We start from the raw sequence: 19239 nt of genomic DNA on the forward strand, positions 1-19239 counted from the left end.
GGTTCAATTTGGAACACTTGGGCGTTGCCGTGGGTGTCCGGTGGTGGCCAGGCGCTTGTGATGCGGGGGGTGGCTTTTTGTGGCCCGCATATTGCTTTTCAGGTCCCAGAAGCCCTTTCTTGAACCTGGAGACAAGTCCCATGAACGTCCGTCTTTCCCTCGCCATCCAACGCGCCGCTGCCCTGCTGGCCGCCGGCCTGACCGCCACGGCGGTGTACGCCCACGGCGACGTGGTCCCTCAGGCCGTAGACACCAGCACCCTGCCGCAGCTGGGCGCCAAGTGGCTCGATGCCAACCCCTACAACGAGCAGAGCCCGGCCCGCAAGGAAGCGCTGCGCATCGGTACCTCGGCCTACAACCAGAACTGCGCGCGCTGCCATGGCCTGGAGGCCATCTCCGGCGGCATCTCGCCCGACCTGCGCAAGATCGACAGCGACTGCACCGGCCTGGCCGATGCGGCCAAGAAGGCCGCCTGCTTCAAGGAGATGGACGACTACTTCATCTCCACCGTGCGCCGGGGCCGTGTGCGCGACGGGCGCGTGTACATGCCGCCGTTTGAAGGTACGCTGACGCAGGAAGCGATCTGGACCATCCGCACCTATATCGAGACGCGCCGCGAACCCTGAGCCCGCGCCATCGGCCGGGCCGCCGGCCGCAACAACCACCGAAGAGGCAAGACCCATGACCGATTCCACCCTCAAGCCTTCCACGGGTCTGCGCCGACGCGACGCCCTGGCGCTGCTGCCGGCCGCGCTGGCCATGCCGTGGGCGGTGCGGGCGCAGACCGACCTGAGCGACCTGGCGCGCATCCGCGCCAACGGGGCGCTCAAGGTCGCGGTGTACAAGGACAATGCGCCGTTCTCCAGCGGCCCGGCCACCGACATGAAGGGCCTGGACGTTTCGCTGGCCGAGGCGCTGGCCCGGCAGATGAACCTCAAGCTCTCGCTGTTGCCGTTCGACGCGGGCGAGAACATGAACGACGACCTGCGCAACATGGTCTGGCGCGGCCACTACCTGGGCTACGGCCCGGCCGACGTGATGCTGCAGGTGCCGGCCGACCGCTTCCTGGCCAACGGCAATCCGCAGGTCACGATCATGGCGCCCTACATGCGCCAGTCCAATGTTCTGCTGCTCGACAGCCGGCGCCAGGCGTCCGCTGCCACTCCCGAAGACCTCAAGGGCCTGCCGCTGGCGGCCGAACGGGGCGCGGGCGCGGCCAGCGTGCTCATGGGCTATGGTGGCGGCCTGTTGCGCAACCAGGTGTCCATCTACCCGTCCGGTGTCGAAGCCGCGCAGGCGGTGATCGACGGCAAGGCCGCGGGGGCTTTTGTGCTGCGGGCGCAGGCCGAGGCCGCGCTGTTCGAGCGCAAGGCGTCGGTGGAGCAGTTCCCGCTCTCCAAGCTCAACTTCAACAATGGCATCGCCGACACCGGCTGGCCGGTGGGCATGGCCATCAAGGCGGCCCACAAGGACCTGGGCGCTGCGCTGGATGCGGCGCTGAAATCGCTGCGCGAGAGCGGCGAGCTGCTGGCCATGTTCAAGCAACACGGGCTCACCCTGACCGCGCCTTGACCGGCGCGCCCCGCGCCGGTCAGACCTTCTTTTTGGTCAACTTCCGATAGACCGTCGCGCGGCTGATGCCCAGCGCGCGAGCGGCTTCCATGACGTTGCCGCGCGCGTCTTCCACCGCCCGGCGGATGAGGGCGGCCTCGACGTCCTTGAGCGGCACGCTGTGGCTGGCCGGCCGCGGCGAACCGGAGACGCGGCCGGGGCCCTGCGACAGCAGCTGCAGCCGCAGCCCGGACCACAGCGGCACCTCGAAGGCCGGGCGCTGCGCGCGGGCGGCGTCGAACAGGCTGTCGGTGGGCACGGCAAACACTTCGCTGCAGTGCATCGCGCCCTGCTGCGGCATGAGGCCCAGCATGTCGGACGCGGCCCGGTTGGCGCCGATGATGCGACCGTCGTCGTCCACGCAGACCAGGCCGTCGTTGTCGTCACCCAGCACGCGGCCTGGCCAGTTCAGGCGCAGCAACATGCGGTGCGGACGCGAGGTGGTCAGTGCGTTTTCGATGCTGCGCGCCGACTGCGTCACCAGGTGCTTGAGCGCCGGCTGCTCGGCCACGTCGATGCCGGTGAGGTCCAGCATGCCGACGCAGTGACCGTCCGGCCCCCAGATGGGCGCGCCGGCGCAGCTGAAGGCGCCGTTGTCATGGAAGAAGTGCTCGCCGCGGTGCAGCCACACCGACTCCAGGTCCGTCAGCGTGGCACCGATGGCGGTGGTGCCCACAGCCCGCTCGGAGAGGTCCACACCGACGCGCGCGATGGCCGCGGCCTTCGGGTTGTTGCGGTCGACCGGACCGTCCACGTCGATGACGGTGCCGCGCGCATCGGTCAGGATGGCGAAGTAGCGGGTGTGCACCATCGCCCGGGAAAGCGAACGGATCACCGGTGTGGCGGCCTGGATCAGGGGCTGGCTTGCCTCGAGGGCCTGGCGCACGGCGCCGGCCGAGACCGGCTCGAAGGCCACCCGCTGGTGCGGGTCCTGCCCCATGGCCAGACAACGCCGCCAGGAGCGCTCGATGGGCGCGGCCAGCCATGGCGAGGGGGCGCTGTCGCGCGCCTCCAGCACCGACAGGCGCGCCCGTTCGATGAGGGCCAGTCGCTGTTCAGGGAGCAGGGGGGAATGGACAGTGGTGGTCACATCGGCCTCGGCGTTCGTGGGGCGGAACAGTAGTGTTGCAGATTGAGACAGTGGCAGGGGCCGGGCCCCGGACAAAGCGTCTCTTCGGCCGTCAACCGCAATTCACATGCCACGCGCCGCGCTGAAGCAGACCGCGCCGCTCTCGTCGGCACGGCGGGGATGGAGCTGGTCCTTGGCCGGACCGACCTGCGCGTCGCGCGGCAGCGCCACGCCGTTCTTCACCGCCAGCACCTCGGCGCATCGCAGCCAGGCTCTGTTCGGTCTGGTCGAAGTGTTCGATCATGCGGGCGCGCCGGGCCTCGTTGTTGCGGCGGTCGACACTGAGGGCCTCCGGCCGCTCCCAGGGTGTGACCGCGACCTGGCCGGTGACGAGGTCGGTGCTGCGCTGCATCAGCCGCCCGGCGCCCAGTGCCGACACCAGCGTCGCCAGCGCATCAGCGTCGGGGTTGAACTCAAGCATCAGCTCCAGCGTGCCACCCAGGGCAGGCCGAAGCGGTGGGCCTAGTCGGCGCTGACGCCGTAAGTCACCCGCTCCGGCGGGCCGTCGTGGGTGTCGTGGGTGTCGGCGCCCACCGGCCCGCCCGCGTGGCGGTAGCGGTGGATCAGGTCGTCCTCGATGCGACCGCCGGAGACCGAGCCGGTCTCGCACAGCGCCATGATCGAGTCGACCGGGCGGGGCGAGAAACCCCATGTGCGGATCACCGGGGCCAGCAGCGCGCGCTGCCCTTGCTGGCGCCACTGGTGCAGTTGACGAAGGACGTTGAGATCGATGCTTTCCACGTGCGGGTCTCCTGAAGCCGCGCATTGTGCGGTGTGCGGCCGATCCGGTTGGCCTGGCGGGTTTTCTGTACCGGGCTGCTTGGTCCTGCTGCGTTGCAACAATCACGTCTCAAACTGAGACTTTCTGATGCGGACAAACCGGTGCCGGGGTAAACCCTGAGGAAACACCACTGCATCACATCAACAATCGTATGAACACATGGTCATAGGCCTGCCAACGGTCCATGTGTGCCCCACCACCGGAGAAACTACATGCAGAAAACACTCCACATCAACGCCGACAAGTGCACCGGCTGCCTGCAGTGCGAAATGGCCTGCTCCTTCGAGAACTACGGCACCTACGCCACCTCGAAGTCGCGCATCAAGGTGTTCGACTTCCACCACACCGGCAAGAAAGTGCCCTACACCTGCACCCAGTGCGACGAGGCCTGGTGCCTGCACGCCTGCCCGGTGGAGGCCATCACGGTGGACAAGGCGACCGGCGCCAAGGTGGTGAACGAGACCACCTGCGTGGGTTGCAAGGTCTGCACGATCAGCTGCCCCTTCGGCACGATCAACTACGTGCAGGAAACCGGCAAGGTCCAGAAGTGCGACCTCTGCGGCGGTGACCCGGCCTGCGCCGACGCCTGCCCGACCGGTGCCATCACCTTTGTCGACGCCAACTGGACCGGCATGGACAAGATGAAGCAGTGGGCCGACAAGCTGGGCAACCAGGCGGCCGCCTGATCCCCCAACACATACAAGGAGCATCAACATGTCTTGGGCTGGAAAAATCCTCCGCGTCAACCTGACCGCGGGCACCGTCACCTCCGAACCGCTGAACATGGAGTGGGCCAAGGCCTACCTGGGTTCGCGCGGACTCGCCACCAAGTACCTGACCAGCGAGATCGACCCCAAGGTCGACCCGCTGTCGCCGGAGAACAAGATCATCTGGGCCACCGGCCCGCTGACCGGCACCATGGCCTCCACCGGCGGCCGCTACACCGTGGTCACCAAGGGGCCGCTGACCGGCGCCATCGCCTGCTCCAACTCGGGCGGCTACTGGGGCGCCGAGCTGAAGATGGCCGGCTGGGACATGGTCATCTTCGAAGGCAAGTCGGCCAAGCCGGTCTACCTCTACATCAACGACGACGTGGCCGAGCTGCGCGACGCCGGTCACCTGTGGGGCCAGAGCGTCTGGAAGACCGAAGAGATGCTCAAGTCCAGCCTGCAGGATCCGCTGCTGCGCGTTTCCAGCATCGGCAAGTCGGGCGAGAACGGCGTGCTCTACGCCGCCGTGGTGAACGACCTGCACCGCGCGGCCGGCCGCTCGGGCGTGGGCACCGTCATGGGCAGCAAGAACCTCAAGGCGATCGCCGTGCGCGGCACCAAGGGTGTCGGCAATGTGCGCGATCCCAAGGCCTTCATGGCCGCCGCCAAGGCCGCCAAGAAGGTGCTGGCCGACAACGCCGTCACCGGCCAGGGCCTGCCCACCTACGGCACCCAGGTGCTGATGAACGTGATCAACGAAATCGGCGGCCTGCCCACGCGCAACCACCGCGACGTGCAGTTCGAAGGCGCCAAGGACATCTCGGCCGAAGCCATGGCCACGCCGCGCGCCACCGACGGCAAGAAGCACCTGGTGACCAACCAGGCCTGCTTCGGCTGCACCATCGCCTGCGGCCGCATCAGCAAGATCGACGAAGGTCACTTCTCGGTGCAGAACAAGCCCGAGTACTGGGGTGCGTCCGGCGGTCTGGAATACGAAGCCGCCTGGGCCCTGGGCGCCGCCAACGGCGTGAACGACCTCGAAGCCCTGCAGTTCGCCAACCTGATCTGCAACGAAGAGGGCATGGACCCGATCAGCTTCGGCGCCACCATCGGTGCGGTGATGGAGCTGTACGAAATGGGCGTGCTGACCAAGGAGCAGATCGGCATCGAGGCGCCGTTCGGTTCGGCCAAGGCCCTGTGCGAACTCGCGGTGATGACCGCCCGCGGCGAAGGCTTCGGCAAGGAGATCGGCATGGGCTCCAAGCGCCTGACCGCCAAGTACGGCCACCCGGACCTGTCCATGAGCGTCAAGGGCCAGGAGTTCCCGGCCTACGACGGCCGTGTGATCCAGGGCATCGGCCTGGCCTACGCCACGTCCAACCGCGGCGCCTGCCACCTGCGCGGCTACACCATCGCCTCCGAAGTGCTGGGCATCCCGGTCAAGACCGAGCCGTCCGAGAGCGCGGGCAAGCCCGAACTGGTCAAGGCCTTCCAGGACGCGACCGCGGCCTTTGACTCCGCCGGCATCTGCATCTTCACCAGCTTCGCCTGGACCCTGGCCGACGTGGCACCGCAGGTGCAGGCCGCCTGCGGCGAGGAGTTCACGATGGAACACCTCAACCACATCGGCGAGCGCATCTGGAACATGGAGCGCGAGTTCAACAACGCCGCCGGTTTCACCAAGGCCGACGACAACCTGCCCAAGCGCCTGCTGACCGAAGCCGCCAAGACCGGCCCGGGCAAGGGCACGGTCAGCAAGCTCGGCGAGATGCTGCCCAAGTACTACGAGGTGCGCGGCTGGGACAGCGAAGGCCGTCCGACGGCGGACACCAAGGCGCGCCTGGGTCTCTGATCCTGCGCATCGGGACTGAGCAGAAGGAGAAGCGGTCCCTGTGACCGCTTCTTTTATTTCCGGAGAACACAAAAATGACCCACCACGTCATCCTCGGCGCCGGCCCGGCCGGCGTCATCGCGGCCGAAACCATCCGCAAGCACGCACCGAAGGACCAGATCACGGTCATCGGTGACGAGAACGAAGCGCCGTACTCGCGCATGGCGATCCCCTACCTGCTGATCGGCAAGGTCGGTGAGGACGGCACCCACCTGCGCCACACGGCCGGGCACTTCGAGAAGCTCAATGTCACGGTCAAGCGTGGTGTGCGCGCCAAGGTGCTGGACTCGGCCAAGCGGACCATCGAACTGAGCGACGGCCACACCATCACCTTCGACAAGCTGCTGATCGCCACCGGTTCCTCGCCCGCGACCCCGCCGATTCCCGGCATCAACGGCCCCGGCGTGCACAGCTGCTGGACCCTGGCCGACGCACGCGCGATCGCGAATCTCGCCAAGCCCGGTGCCAAGGTGCTGCAGATGGGCGCAGGCTTCATCGGCTGCATCATCATGGAAGCGCTGCAGCAGCGCGGCGTCGAACTCTCCGTGGTGGAGATGGGCGACCGCATGGTGCCGCGCATGATGGGCCCCACGGCCGGCGGCATGATCAAGGACTGGTGTGAGACCAAGGGCGTGAAGGTCTACACCGGCGCGCGGGTCGAGGCCATCGAACGCGTCACCGGTGCCGAAAAAGGCCTGCTCGGCAAGATCGCCGAGGTGGTCGGCATCGGGCAGAGCAGCGCACCCAGCGGCAAGATGACCGTGCGCCTGTCCACCGGCCAGCAGCTCGAAGCGGATCTGGTCATCAGCGCCACCGGCGTGCGACCCAACATCGGCTTTTTGGAGAACTCCGGCGTGCGCTGCCTGGTGGGCGTGCTGACCGACGAACACCTGCAGACCAACGTCCCGGGCATCTACGCCGCGGGCGACTGCGCCGAGGCCTTCGACAAGGTCAGCGGCAAGACCATCGTCAGCGCGATCCAGCCCAACGCGGCCGAGCAGGCGCGGGTGGCCGCGCTCAACATGGTGGGACAGAAGGCCGAACTGATGGGCGTGACCCAGATCAACGTGCTCGACACCCTGGGCCTGATCTCCAGCAGCTTCGGCAACTGGGAAGGTCTGCCGGGCGGCCAGCACGTGGAGCTGACCGACAAGGCCAACCACCGGCACCTGAGCCTGCAGTTCAAGGGCGACCAGATGGTGGGCTGCAACAGCGTGGGCTGGACCGAGCATGTGGGTGTGATGCGCGGCCTGGTCGAAGGGCAGGTGAAGCTGGGCGAGTGGAAGGACCGTCTGCTGGCCGACCCCACGAAGCTGATGGACGCTTACCTGTCGGCGGCGCAGGGCCAAGGCCACTGGAGTGGCGCCGCAGACCAGCGGCGCAGGGCATGATCCGGGCATGAAGATCACCTTCAAGCTCTTTGCCACGCTCACCGACCACCTGCCGCCCGACGCCCGGCGCAGCAACCAGATCGAACTGGATGTTGCGCCGGACGCGTCCATCAGCCAGATCATCGAGCCCTTCGGTCTGCCGCCGAAGCTGGTGCATCTGGTGCTGGTCAACGGCAAATACGTCGCACCCGAGCAGCGCCTGAGTTCGACGCTGAGCGAGGGCGACGTGCTCGCCATCTGGCCGCCGATCGCCGGTGGCTGAGCGCTGACCCACGTCCATGCAGTCGGACTACCCCGAGCGTTTCGAACGCGACGTCGGTTGCAGCGAGGCCGAGTGGCTGGGCTGGATGCCACGCGCGCTCGGCGGGCATGTCTGGCTTCACGAGGGCCGGCGCATCACCGTGGACATTGCCCCAGGTGCGCTCGACATCGCCTGGGAACCCCTGCCCGAGCGCCGCATCGCGCTGCTGCGCATGCAACGGCTGAAGGTGGTGTTCGCCTTCCGCGGACTGGATGCCGAACAGCGACGACGTTTCATGAAGCCCTTCGACCTGAGCCTCCAGCGTGGGGGAGGTTGAACTTTCGTGTCGCTGCCGCCGGGACCCTGAACACTTTGGGTTCTGTTGTAAAGCTTTGTTTGGAGCGTGAATTTTTTCTCTTCTGCGCCGATGTACTTCACAGATCCGAGCCTCTGACCGGGGCTGGTACCGAAGTCCAACGCTCGAAAGGGATTGACATGAAGCTCTCGACCGCGCTGCTGTCCGCCAGCGCCTTCCTGGCGCTGACCGCCTGTTCCACCGCACCGGTGGCCACCACCTCGGCGGCGCCAGCCCAACCGGTGTTCCAGGCACAGATCACGCAGTTCCAGCACCCCGAGGTCAACGAGGCCGCGAGTGCCTACGTGTCCCATTACAAGCAGACCGTCGAGCAAAGCCTGCGGGCGGGCAAGTACCAGAGCGAACTGGCCGCAAGGTATCTCAATGCGGAGTCCTGCTTCGAGAGCCGCGCCAGCCGCCTGCTGGACAAGTCGCTGACCGCGGAGGAAAAGGCCGGCCTGCTCAAGGCCCATGTGCCGGCCGAGAAGCGCAAGGCTTACGAGAGCCTGGCCCGCGGACACGTGGTGCGCGCCAACGGGCTGGAGACCTTCTCCTGCGAAATCGCTGGCCTGGCGATCGACCGCAGCAACGTCCGGTACTGAGACACCGCGCGGCGGGGCGCGTCCTGCTAGGCTGCAGGGCCATGAACCTGCTGACCTCGATGCGCTACCTGGTGGCGCTGCACGACCACCGCCACTTTGACCGGGCCGCCAAGGCCTGTCACATCACCCAGCCGGCGCTGTCGAACGCGCTGCGCGCCCTGGAGCGGGAGCTGGGCGCGCCCATCGTGCGCCGCGGGCGCACCTACTCCGGCCTGACCCCCGAAGGCGAACAGGTGCTTGCCACGGCTCGCCGCATGCTGCGCGAACACGAGGCCCTTCAGCAGACCCTGGCCAGCCAGCAGGACCAGCCCGTGGGCCGCCTGCGGCTGGGGGTGGTGCCATCGGCCGTGCCGGTGGCCACCCGCTTCTGCACGCTGCTGCAGGCGCGCCATCCGGGCATCGCACCGGTGCTCCTGTCCCTGCCCTCGGGCGAGATCGAAGCCGGCCTGAAGGCTTTGACGCTGGACCTGGGCCTGGGCTTCCTGGAGCGGGTCAGTGCCCGGGGCAGTGGCTTCCAGGTCGTGCCCCAGTACCAGGAGCGGCTGTATCTGGTCACGCAGGCGCCCCGGTCGGCGCGCGCCAAGTCGCCGCCTGCCAGCCGCGTGGGCGAGCCGCTGGCCTGGACCGAGACGGCCGGACGGGGCCTCTGCCTGCTGACGCCCGACATGCACAACCGCAGCATCGTGGATGCCGCGTTCGCCCGCGCCGGCGTGGCGGTCCAGCCGGTGATGGAGACCAATTCCGTGCTCTCGCTGGCGCTGGCGGTGCGGGCGGGCTCCCTGGCCAGCGTGATGCCCGGTGCCCTGGTGTCCAGCCTGCGCGATCAGCCCGGCCTGCTGTTCCGGCCACTGGTGAAACCCGAGGTGCAGACACCGGTCGGTTTTCTGGTGCGCCGCGAGGTGGCGCTCACGCGGGTGCAGGAAGCTGCGCTGGCGCTGGCCCGCGACGCGGACTGGCGCAGCGAGCTGGCGGCGAGCAGCGGTTCATTCAAGACTTGAATGAAACCATGTCGCAAAGCAATTTGACGGCGCGAGGCACAGCGGACACAGTGCGGCGATGCACTCGTCCGTCACTCGCACCATCCCGATCACACCAGTCGGCACTGCCGCTGCCGGGGCCCGCCCACACCAGCGCGCCCGCGACCGGCTCAAGGGCCGCCAGGCCACGCCCGAGGCCCTGCAGGCGCTGCGCGTCCTGATCGGGGTGCGGCCCGCCGAGGGCCATCGCCGCGATCTGCTGATCGAGCACCTGCACACCGTCAACGACGCCCACCACGGCCTGCCCGAGGCGCTGCTGGTGGCGCTCGCGCAGGAGATGAACCTGCCCGTGGCCGAGGTGTACGAGGTGGCGAGCTTCTACCACCACTTCGAGGTCCTGCGCGGCGGCGAGCCGGGGTCTGCGGTCACGGTGCGGGTCTGCGATTCGCTCAGTTGCAGCCTGGCCGGCAGCGCCGATCTGCTGCAGCGCCTGCGCGCGCGGCTGGGCGAGGGTGTGCGGGTGCAGGCCGCGCCCTGCCTGGGCCGCTGCGCCCAGGCGCCGGTGGCCCAGGTGGCGCAGGCGGCGGTGCCGCACGCCGATGAGGCGGTGGTCGAAGCGCTCGCGCACCGCGTGCTCGCGGGCGAGTCCCTGCCGCGCGAACGTGTGCCGGGCTTCACCGATCTCGCTGCCTACCGCGCCGGCGGCGGCTACCGGCTCGCGACGGCGGTTGCGCAGGGCGCGCACGACCCCGAGGCCCTGATCCAGACGCTGGAACACGCCGGCCTGCGCGGCCTGGGCGGCGCCGGTTTCCCGGCCGGGCGCAAGTGGCGCATCGTGCGTGGTTTCGCGGCGCCGCGCCTGATGGCCGTGAACATCGACGAGGGCGAGCCTGGCACCTTCAAGGACCGCCACTACCTCGAGCGCGACCCGCACCGCTTCCTGGAAGGCGTGCTGGTGGCCGCTGCTGTGGTGGGCATTGACAAGGTCTACATCTACCTGCGCGACGAGTACCACGACTGCCGCGCGCTGCTGCAGGAGCAGATCGCCGCGCTGCAGGCCGACCCGCCGTGCCCGCTGCCGGCCATCGAGCTGCGGCGCGGCGCGGGGGCCTACATCTGCGGCGAGGAGTCCGCGATGATCGAAAGCATCGAGGGCAAGCGCGGCGAACCGCGCCTGCGCCCGCCCTACATCGCCGAGGTGGGCCTGTTCGGCCGGCCCACCCTGGAACACAACTTCGAGACGCTCTACTGGGTGCGCGAGATCATTGAGCGCGGCGCCGACTGGTTCGCCTCGCACGGCCGCCATGGCCGCAAGGGCCTGCGCAGTTTCAGCGTCAGTGGCCGGGTGCGCGAGCCTGGCGTGAAGCTGGCGCCCGCGGGCATCACGCTGCGCGAGCTCATCGACGAGTTCTGTGGCGGCATGGCCGAGGGCCACACGCTTTACGCCTACCTGCCTGGCGGCGCCAGCGGGGGCATCCTGCCCGCGCACATGGCCGACATCCCGCTGGACTTCGACACCCTGCAGCCGCATGGCTGCTTCATCGGCTCGGCCGCGGTGATGGTGCTGAGCCAGCACGACCGCGCGCGCGACGCCGCGCTCAATGTGATGCGCTTCTTCAAGCACGAAAGCTGCGGCCAGTGCACACCCTGCCGCGTCGGCACCGACAAGGCCGCGAGCCTGATGGAGGCCGACGTGTGGGACCAGGGCACGCTGCGCGACCTCGGCGACGTCATGGGCGACGCCTCGATCTGTGGCCTGGGCCAGGCCGCGCCCAACCCGATCCGCTCGGTGCTGAAGCACTTTGCGCACGAAGTCGGAGGTGCGGCATGAACCGCCCGCTGAGCCCCGAACAGCTCATGCCGGCCCGTGTGGCCTTCGAACTCGATGGTCGGGCCGTTGAGGCCTATGAGGGCGAATCGGTTTTCGACGCCGCGAAGCGCCACGGCACCGAACTGCCCCACCTCTGCCACAGCGACCCGCTGCGGCCCGACGGCAACTGCCGCGCCTGTGTGGTCGAGGTCGCGGGCGAGCGCGCACTGGCCGCCAGCTGCTGCCGCAGCGTGACGCCGGGCCTGAAGGTGCTGACCGACAGCCTGCGCGCGAAGAAGTCGCGCCAGATGGTGCTGGAGCTGCTGCTGTCCGACATGCCCGACCAGGGCCACCAGTGGGTCGACGACAAAGGCCATCAGCCGCATGGCGAGCTGAGCGACTGGGCGCAGCGCGAGGCGGTCTCGGTGCGTCCTGCGCTGCAGGCGTTGCGGCGCGAGCAGCCCGCGCCCGACCTGTCGCACCCGGCGATGGCGGTGAACCTCGACGCCTGCATCCAGTGCCGGCGCTGCGTGCGCGCCTGCCGCGAGGAGCAGGTCAACGGTGTGATCGGTTTTTCCGGCCGGGGTGGCCACGCCGAGATCGTGTTCGACATGGCCGACCCCATGGGCGACAGCAGCTGTGTGGCTTGCGGCGAATGCGTGCAGGCCTGCCCGACCGGCGCGCTCTCGCCCAAGAGCCTGGTGGGCTCGCAGGCCGTGGACCGCTCGGTGGACTCGGTCTGCCCGTTCTGTGGTGTGGGCTGCCAGCTGAGCTACAAGGTGCGAGACAACCAGATCGTGGCGGTCGAGGGCCGCGACGGACCGGCCAACCACGGGCGCCTGTGCGTCAAGGGCCGTTTCGGTTTCGACTTCGTGCACCACGCGGGGCGCCTGACGGTGCCGCTGATCCGCCGCGAGGGCGTGCCCAAACACGGCGACGCCATTCCGCCGCGCGACGCCGACTGGCGCGAGACCTTCCGCGAAGCGAGCTGGGAGGAGGCCCTTGAGCTGGCCGCGGGCCCGCTCAAGGCATTGCGCGACACCCACGGTCCCAGGAGCCTGGCCGGCTTCGGATCGGCCAAGGGCACGAACGAAGAGGCCTACCTGTTCCAGAAGCTGGTGCGAACCGGCTTCGGCTCCAACAACGTCGACCACTGCACCCGCCTGTGCCACGCCTCCAGCGTGGCGGCGCTGCTCGAAGGCGTGGGCTCGGGCGCGGTGAGCAACCCGGTGAACGACGTGGCGCACGCCGAGCTGATCCTGGTGATCGGCTCCAACCCCACGGTGAACCACCCGGTGGCTGCGACCTGGATGAAGAACGCGGCGCAGAACGGCACGCGCATCGTGCTGGCCGACCCGCGCATCACCGACATCGGAAAACACGCCTGGCGCACGCTGCCGTTCCGGCCCGACACCGACGTGGCCCTGCTCAACGCCATGATCCACACCGTGATCGACGAGGGCTTGGTGAACCAGGACTTCGTTGCCCAGCGCACCAGCCACTACGAGGAGCTGGCGCAGAGCGTGGCACGCTTCAGTCCCGAGGCGATGGCGCCGGTCTGCGGCATTCCCGCGCTGACCATCCGCGAGGTGGCGCGTGCGTTCGCGACCGCGAAGGCCGCGATGATTCTCTGGGGCATGGGCGTGAGCCAGCACGTGCACGGCACCGACAACGTGCGCTGCCTCATCGCGCTGTGCGCCATCACCGGCCAGATCGGCAAACCCGGCAGCGGACTGCACCCGCTGCGCGGGCAGAACAACGTGCAGGGCGCCAGCGACGCGGGCCTGATCCCGATGATGTTCCCCAACTACCAGCGGGTCGACAACGCGATGGCCCACGCCTGGTTCGAGGACTTCTGGGGCACACCGCTGGACCGCGCGCCGGGCTACACCGTGGTCGAGCTGATGGACAAGGCGCTGGCCGACGACAGCGACCCGCACAAGCTGCGCGGCCTCTACATCATGGGTGAGAACCCGGCCATGAGCGACCCCGACCTGAACCACACGCGTCACGCGCTGGCCTCGCTGGAACACCTGGTGGTGCAGGACATCTTCATGACCGAGACCGCCTGGCTGGCCGACGTGATCCTGCCTGCCAGCGCCTGGCAAGAGAAGACCGGCACCGTGAGCAACACCGACCGCATGGTGCAGCTGGGCCGCCAGGCCATCGACCCGCCGGGCGAGGCGCGCGCCGACCTCTGGATCATCCAGCAGATGGCGCAGCGCATGGGCCTGCAATGGCGCTACGAAGGCGATCACCACGGTGTGGCCGCGGTCTACGAGGAGATGCGCCAGGCCATGCACGCCGCCATCGGCGGCATCCGCTGGGAGCGGCTGGAGCGCGAGGGCAGCGTGACCTACCCCTGCCTCAGCGACGACGACGCGGGCCACCCCATCGTCTTCATCGACCGCTTCCCGACCACCGACGGTCGGTTGCGCCTGGTGCCCACCGAGCTGCTGCCAGCCGACGAAACGCCCGATGCGGACTACCCGATGGTGCTGATCACCGGCCGCCAGCTCGAACACTGGCACACCGGCAGCATGACGCGCCGCGCGACGGTGCTGGATGCGCTGGAGCCCGAGGCCACCGCCAGCGTCGGCAGCGCCGACCTGGCGCGGCTGGGCGTGAATCCCGGTGAGCGCATCACCGTGCGCTCGCGCCGGGGCGAGGTGACGCTGCGCGTGCGCCAGGACAACGGCACGGCCGCCGGCTGCGTGTTCATTCCCTTCGCTTACTCGGAGGCCGCTGCGAACCTGCTGACCAACGCGGCGCTCGACCCTTTCGGCAAGATCCCGGAGTTCAAGTACTGCGCGGTCGCGGTGCAGAAAGCAGGGTGATTTCAAATACCCCGGGGAGAATGGATAAGATGAAGCGATCTGCCCCACTTCATCGGAACCAGCCATGAGCGACAACGCCAGTGTCACCATCACCCGCCAGTCCGGTTACCAGTTCCTCGTCGACTTCGGCGAGGCCCTGCCGCACCTGCTGGTCGACGAGCCCGCGCCGCTGGGGCAGGGCAGCGGTCCCGCGCCCGACCACCTGCTGCTGGCCGCGGTGGCCAACTGCCTGAGCGCCAGCTTGCTGTTCGCGCTCCAGAAGTTCAGGCAGGACCCGGGCGCGCTGACCGCCACCGCCACACCGGAAATGGGCCGCAACGAGAACAAGCGCCTGCGCATCCAGCGCATCCATGTGCAGCTGGAACTGGGCAAGACCGCCGCCGAACTGGAGCACCTGGACCGCGTGCTGGCGCAGTTCGAGGAGTTCTGCACCGTGTCCATGAGCGTGCGCCAAGGCATCGCCATCGACTTGCAGGTGCGCGACGGCGCGGGCGCCGTGCTCAAGGGCTGACCGGGCGACGGTGCACGGCAGGTGCGCTGCATCAAATGATCGGCCGCCAGTCGCGCGGACAATCGGGGTAGAGTGATGCCCCACAGGCTACCCTGGCCTGTATCCGAGCGAGACGGCGAACCGATGCGACTGACCCAGTGGACCGATTACAGCCTGCGTGTGCTGATGTATTGCGCGGCCTGCGAAGGCCGTGCCTTGCCGCCCACCGTCAGCGAGATCGCCGAGGCGCACGGCATCTCGCGCAGCCACCTGACCAAGATCGTGATGATCCTCGCGGGCCATGGCTGGCTCGCCACCACGCGGGGGCGTGGGGGCGGCCTGCGGCTGATGGCCGACCCGCGCCGGCTGACCCTGGGCCAGGTGATCCGCGAGACCGAACCCGACCTCAATCTGGTGGAGTGTTTCGACGGCCACAGCAACACCTGCCGGCTCGATGGCTACTGCCGGCTCAAGGGCGCGCTGGGCCGGGCCATGCAGGCCTTTCTGGTGGCGCTCGACGGCGTGACCCTGTCCGACCTGCTCGCGCCCACGGCCCAGTCGGCCTCGGTGGCCGGGCAGCTGCCGCACCTGATCCCGATCCAGATGGTGGCGCTCAAGCGGACTGCGGGTAAGGCGCCTGCTCGCAAGACAGCCAGGCGACCCGCCTGATCCCGGTCGTTCGGCAGCCCTTTGGTGCCAGTGCCCAGGAGCGCCGACTAAGCCGATCCCCACCAGGCGCCGGCCATCTTCATGCCCAGCAGCGTGAGTGCCAGGGAGCCCAGCAGGTGCAGGCTGGCGGTGCCGACCGCCAGCAGGTAACGCCCGTGCTGCAGCATGGACACGACCTCGGCCGAGAAGGTGGAGAAGGTGGTCAGCGCGCCGAGGAAGCCGGTCACCGCGGCGAGCCGCCAGGCCGGGTCAAGCTGGGTCTGGCTCTGGAAGAACACCACCGCCACGCCCACCAGCCAGGCCCCGATCCAGTTGGCCGCCAGCGTGCCCCAGGGCAGCACGGCGTGGCCCTGGTTGAGCCACAGGCTCAGCTGCCAGCGCGAGAGCGCGCCGATGCTCGCGCCGAGGCTGATGGCGAGGACTTGCAGCATGGTTCAGGCGCGGGTGGCGTGGTCAGAACGGCGCGTCGCCGTCGCCCACGGCGGTGACGGCTTCCTGCTTGGGCTTGGCCGGCTTCGCTGCGGGTTCCGCACCGGGCAGCGCGGCGCCTGGCTCGATCTCGCCGCCGAGGGCTTCGATCAGCGCCGGGATGAGCTGGCTCAGCTCGCCGGTGGCCAGGGCCACATCGGTGTCGAAGCCGCTCTCGTCGTTGTTGGGCCGGTCGTCGAACACGCCTTCGAGGAAGGCCAGTTTCTTCAGCTGCATGGATTCGGTCAGCGTGAAGCCGATGCGGCCTTGCCAGCTGAGCGCCAGCCGCGTGGGCAGCTTGCCTTCGGTGAGGTGTTTGCGCACCTCGTCGGTCAGCAGATGGTGGCGCGTGAACTTCACGGCCGACTTTTCTTCGTCGGCCGATTTCAGTTCGCATTCGCGCTCGACGTTGAAGCCCTCGGGCCAGTCGTTCTCGGGCTCGGTGGTGGCCAGCCACTGCGTCATCGCGGTTTGCGGCGTCATCGCGGTCTGCAGCAGGGTGAGGGCCAGACCGTCGAAGGCGCGCACGAGGGCGGTCACGACCTCGTCGTTCTTGCCCTGGCTGCCTGCGTCGGTGACCAGCAGGCCGTTCTTCAGGTCGAACCACACCCAGACGCTGCCGCGGCGCGGAAAGGCCTGCGGCAGCAGGGCCTGCAGCGCGTCCTCGCGCAGTTCCTTGGTTTCCTTCTTGCCGGGCTTGCGGCCGGTGGTGGCCTCGATGTGGTCGGCCGCTTCCTGGGCCTTTTCCTTCACCACGCTGCCGGGCACGGCCTTGGTCTCGATGAGCAGCTTGAGGATGCGCTGGCCATTGACCGACTCCACCAGCGGCCCATGCTCTTCACCGCGCGGTTCGGTCCAGCCGACCGACTTGTCCTGCGAGGCGCTGCAGGGCACGAAACGCGCCGCGTCCAGCGCGGCTTCCATCGACTCCAGCGTCGCGTCCCAGCCGGGCGCGATGCGGTAGATCGTCACATTCTTGAACACGGATTTCCTTGGGTTGCGGCCATCAATGGCCGACCTCCCTGCCATCGGCGGGAGAGGGTTGGGATCTGGGCGTTCGATGATACCGAGCCGGTCGAGTGGCCTGGGCGTTTGCCTATACTTCTTGCGGATCAGATCGGGCAGGGCGGCGACAGATGTGCACCAGCGACCCTGTCAACAAAACATCAAGGAGGTGTGTGTGCATGAGTTGCCTTTCAACCGCGGCGCCCGTCTGGCCTGCGTCACCGTCTTGTGGGGGGCGCTGATGGCCTGCCAGCCCACGGCCCCCGCCGCGCCTGCGCCGGGCGCATCCGCTGCGACCGGCCAGCCCACCGGCTTGCAGAAGAACGACCGGTCGGAGCAGGCCCACCTCTTCAAGCTCAATCCCTCGCCCCGCAAGGTGTTCGAGGTCACGTTCGAGATCCACGATGCCCCCGGGCCGCTGATGGCTGTGCGGGGCAGCGCCGGTTACAGCGCGCCGCAGGCACCCAACTGCACCTTTGTCACCAATGCCTGGGCGGGCACCTGGGGCACGCCGTTTTATGGCATGACGCTGCCACTCACACCCGCTGGTCCGAATCGTTTCGTGATGACAGTGGCGCTGGATGCCATGCTGGACGAGGACTACTACGGCAAGGGGGTGTGTCGATGGGAGATGGGGGGAGCGGGGGCGGGTTTTGCTGCCGGCACGTCAGAGGAAGACACCCGATATGGCGTGTCGCTGGATGCCAAGGAGTTTGTGGATGGAGCAAGCTACCGGCAGTATTTCTGGAAGGGGGACTATCCGCGCCTTCCTGGGCCCGGGGGAAACAGCGCTGCAGGTGATAGGAGCCCCGAAGGCTTCGGCCCGACGCACCGTAACAACCTGTTTTCCATCACTGCCACTGTGAAGGCCAAGCCATGAGCATCACGTCGCAGCAATACGCCGACCTGTCGTTTCATGTGTACAAGGGAACAGCAGCTCGAGCCTATGCGAGCAACGACAAAGAAGCGCCCTACGTTGATTCGGGGGGCGTTCGGTTCTTTGTGCGAGCACATGTGGACAATCCGAACACCGGGTACCAGGGCACGATTTACCAGCGCCGCGACACAGGTGAGTTGGTGGTGGCTCATCGAGGAACAGAGTTCGACCGAGAGGCACTCAAAGACGGCGCTTTGGCGGACGGCGGAATGGTGCTCGCGCGGTCCAACCTGCAAGCGGGGGACGCGATATCTTTGACGCGTGACGCACTCGATATGGCATCCAAGGACGCGTCCAGGACGGGGTTGCCGCCGTCGCCCGTCACCACCACCGGCCACTCTCTGGGCGGCACGCTGGCCCAGGTCAGCGCCCACCACTTTGGCCTCCAGGGCGAAACCTTCAACGCCTATGGGGCGGTCAGCCTGAGCCGGCGCATTCCCGAAGGAGGGCACTCGGTGATCAACCACATGATGGCGGGCGATGCGGTGAGCGCGGCCAGCCCTCATTTCGGCGAAACCCGGATCTATGCCCGGCCCGAGGAGGTGAACACGCTGCTGTCCAAGGGCTACGACAACCGGACCCACTGGAGCGACGCGCTGCGTTCCTACTCTCCGGCGATGTGGGCGGCCGGGATGACCCCGCCCAGCACCCTCGGCGCGGCGGTGGCGCTGGGGGGCAGCCACAGCATGCACCACTTCGTGGGGGTGGACGGCAGTGGCCAGCCCGACCGCTCCATCCTGACCGATCCGCAGGCGCGCAGCCTGGCGCAGCAGCAGTCGGTGCAGATCGGCGAGTACCGCCGGGACGTGCGCCAGATGCGTGGTGTGCTGACGGCGGTGTCTCGCGGGATCGATGGCAACGCGCGCGATGCCATCGACACGATCCGCGGGCCGCTCGAACCGGGCGAGCCTGCCCAGCGCGAGCCGCGCAAAGGCGCTGCACTGGATCCTGGAAGCATGAGCGAACCCGTCCGGCAGTTGCTCGACGACAGCCGGGGTCATGTGCAGCGGCTGGCCGATCGGCACGGTCTTCCCTGGGACCAGGGGATGGAGAACACGGTGCACGCGGTGGCGCTCGGGGCTCGGGACGCCGGCCTGTCGCGCATCACCCATCTGCGGGTGGATGCGGGTCAGGTTCGCATGGCGGAGTTCGATGGTGTGGGGCTCAAGGAGAGCGCCATGGATGCACGTCAGGCGGCCAACACGCCTGCCGTTGAATCGCTGCAGCGTCTGGGGGCAGCAGCGGAGCCGGTCGCTGCAATGGCGCTTGCCCAGCCCCAGGACAGACTTGCTCCCGTGAGGGCCTGAGCCGCTCCACGGCGGCCCCGGTTCTCGA

18 protein-coding genes and 1 pseudogene are annotated in these 19239 nt (G+C 68.3%); 15 read left to right on the forward strand and 4 right to left on the reverse strand.

The window, feature by feature from the left end; translation table 11 throughout:
* The first annotated feature begins 140 nt into the window (after positions 1–140).
* Positions 141–626 carry a cytochrome c-550 PedF gene (pedF, locus tag RCO38_RS14760; RefSeq protein ID WP_308329101.1) on the forward strand — a complete coding sequence of 162 codons (486 nt, stop codon included), beginning with the start codon at positions 141–143 and terminating at the stop codon, positions 624–626.
* A gap of 55 nt (positions 627–681) precedes the next feature.
* A complete protein-coding gene (locus RCO38_RS14765) occupies positions 682–1572 on the forward strand; it encodes a substrate-binding periplasmic protein (protein WP_308329102.1) in 891 nt (296 codons plus the stop codon).
* Positions 1573–1591: 19 nt separating this feature from the next.
* On the opposite strand, the gene RCO38_RS14770 is transcribed toward RCO38_RS14765, so the two are convergent.
* Positions 1592–2701 (reverse strand): helix-turn-helix domain-containing protein, encoded by a 1110-nt coding sequence (locus RCO38_RS14770; RefSeq protein ID WP_308329103.1) that lies wholly within the window; start codon positions 2699–2701, stop codon positions 1592–1594.
* 313 nt (positions 2702–3014) lie between these two features.
* Positions 3015–3481 (reverse strand): annotated as a pseudogene (locus tag RCO38_RS14775) (XdhC family protein); the annotation flags it as partial.
* A 252-nt stretch (positions 3482–3733) separates the two neighbouring features.
* On the opposite strand from RCO38_RS14775, the gene RCO38_RS14780 reads away from it, so the two are divergent.
* From RCO38_RS14780 to RCO38_RS14830, 11 genes are all read left to right on the forward strand, one after another.
* Positions 3734–4207: a 4Fe-4S dicluster domain-containing protein gene (locus RCO38_RS14780; protein WP_308329104.1), complete on the forward strand. Its 474-nt coding sequence runs from the start codon at positions 3734–3736 to the stop codon at positions 4205–4207.
* Positions 4208–4235: 28 nt separating this feature from the next.
* Entirely contained in the window at positions 4236–6083 is a 1848-nt protein-coding gene (locus RCO38_RS14785; RefSeq protein WP_308329105.1) for an aldehyde ferredoxin oxidoreductase family protein, read from the forward strand.
* A gap of 74 nt (positions 6084–6157) precedes the next feature.
* On the forward strand, positions 6158–7513 hold the full coding sequence (locus RCO38_RS14790; RefSeq protein ID WP_308329106.1) for an NAD(P)/FAD-dependent oxidoreductase: 1356 nt from the start codon (positions 6158–6160) through the stop codon (positions 7511–7513).
* 7 nt (positions 7514–7520) lie between these two features.
* Positions 7521–7775 (forward strand): sulfur carrier protein ThiS, encoded by a 255-nt coding sequence (gene thiS / locus RCO38_RS14795; RefSeq protein ID WP_308329107.1) that lies wholly within the window; start codon positions 7521–7523, stop codon positions 7773–7775.
* 16 nt (positions 7776–7791) lie between these two features.
* Complete coding sequence (locus RCO38_RS14800; RefSeq protein WP_308329108.1) at positions 7792–8091, forward strand: hypothetical protein; 300 nt, start codon at positions 7792–7794, stop codon at positions 8089–8091.
* 158 nt (positions 8092–8249) lie between these two features.
* Entirely contained in the window at positions 8250–8711 is a 462-nt protein-coding gene (locus RCO38_RS14805) for a hypothetical protein (RefSeq protein ID WP_308329109.1), read from the forward strand.
* A 41-nt stretch (positions 8712–8752) separates the two neighbouring features.
* Positions 8753–9709 (forward strand): LysR substrate-binding domain-containing protein, encoded by a 957-nt coding sequence (locus RCO38_RS14810; protein ID WP_308329110.1) that lies wholly within the window; start codon positions 8753–8755, stop codon positions 9707–9709.
* Positions 9710–9767: 58 nt separating this feature from the next.
* Positions 9768–11519 (forward strand): NADH-ubiquinone oxidoreductase-F iron-sulfur binding region domain-containing protein, encoded by a 1752-nt coding sequence (locus tag RCO38_RS14815; RefSeq protein ID WP_308329111.1) that lies wholly within the window; start codon positions 9768–9770, stop codon positions 11517–11519.
* On the forward strand, positions 11516–14335 hold the full coding sequence (fdhF, locus tag RCO38_RS14820) for a formate dehydrogenase subunit alpha (RefSeq protein WP_308329112.1): 2820 nt from the start codon (positions 11516–11518) through the stop codon (positions 14333–14335). Before RCO38_RS14815 ends, fdhF begins: the two co-directional genes overlap by 4 nt.
* Before the next feature lie 64 nt (positions 14336–14399).
* Positions 14400–14846 (forward strand): OsmC family protein, encoded by a 447-nt coding sequence (locus RCO38_RS14825; protein ID WP_308329113.1) that lies wholly within the window; start codon positions 14400–14402, stop codon positions 14844–14846.
* Between the two features lie 123 nt (positions 14847–14969).
* Entirely contained in the window at positions 14970–15494 is a 525-nt protein-coding gene (locus RCO38_RS14830) for an RrF2 family transcriptional regulator (protein WP_308329114.1), read from the forward strand.
* Between the two features lie 47 nt (positions 15495–15541).
* Here the strand turns inward: RCO38_RS14830 and crcB are convergent, their stop codons facing one another.
* Positions 15542–15925 carry a fluoride efflux transporter CrcB gene (gene crcB / locus RCO38_RS14835; protein WP_308329115.1) on the reverse strand — a complete coding sequence of 128 codons (384 nt, stop codon included), beginning with the start codon at positions 15923–15925 and terminating at the stop codon, positions 15542–15544.
* Between the two features lie 22 nt (positions 15926–15947).
* Positions 15948–16946 (reverse strand): recombination-associated protein RdgC, encoded by a 999-nt coding sequence (locus RCO38_RS14840; RefSeq protein ID WP_308329116.1) that lies wholly within the window; start codon positions 16944–16946, stop codon positions 15948–15950.
* A gap of 196 nt (positions 16947–17142) precedes the next feature.
* Here RCO38_RS14840 and RCO38_RS14845 point away from each other — a divergent pair, with 196 nt between their 5' ends.
* The gene (locus tag RCO38_RS14845; RefSeq protein ID WP_308329117.1) at positions 17143–17847 is read left to right on the forward strand and encodes a hypothetical protein; all 705 of its coding nucleotides are present in this window, start codon (positions 17143–17145) and stop codon (positions 17845–17847) included.
* Positions 17844–19211, forward strand: a complete 1368-nt coding sequence (locus RCO38_RS14850) for a hypothetical protein (protein WP_308329118.1) — start codon at positions 17844–17846, stop codon at positions 19209–19211. The genes RCO38_RS14845 and RCO38_RS14850 overlap by 4 nt, the downstream gene beginning before the upstream one ends.
* Positions 19212–19239 lie beyond the last annotated feature (28 nt).

The sequence above is a fragment of the Hydrogenophaga pseudoflava genome, from assembly GCF_031020795.1.
Classification (GTDB): domain Bacteria; phylum Pseudomonadota; class Gammaproteobacteria; order Burkholderiales; family Burkholderiaceae_C; genus Hydrogenophaga; species Hydrogenophaga pseudoflava_A.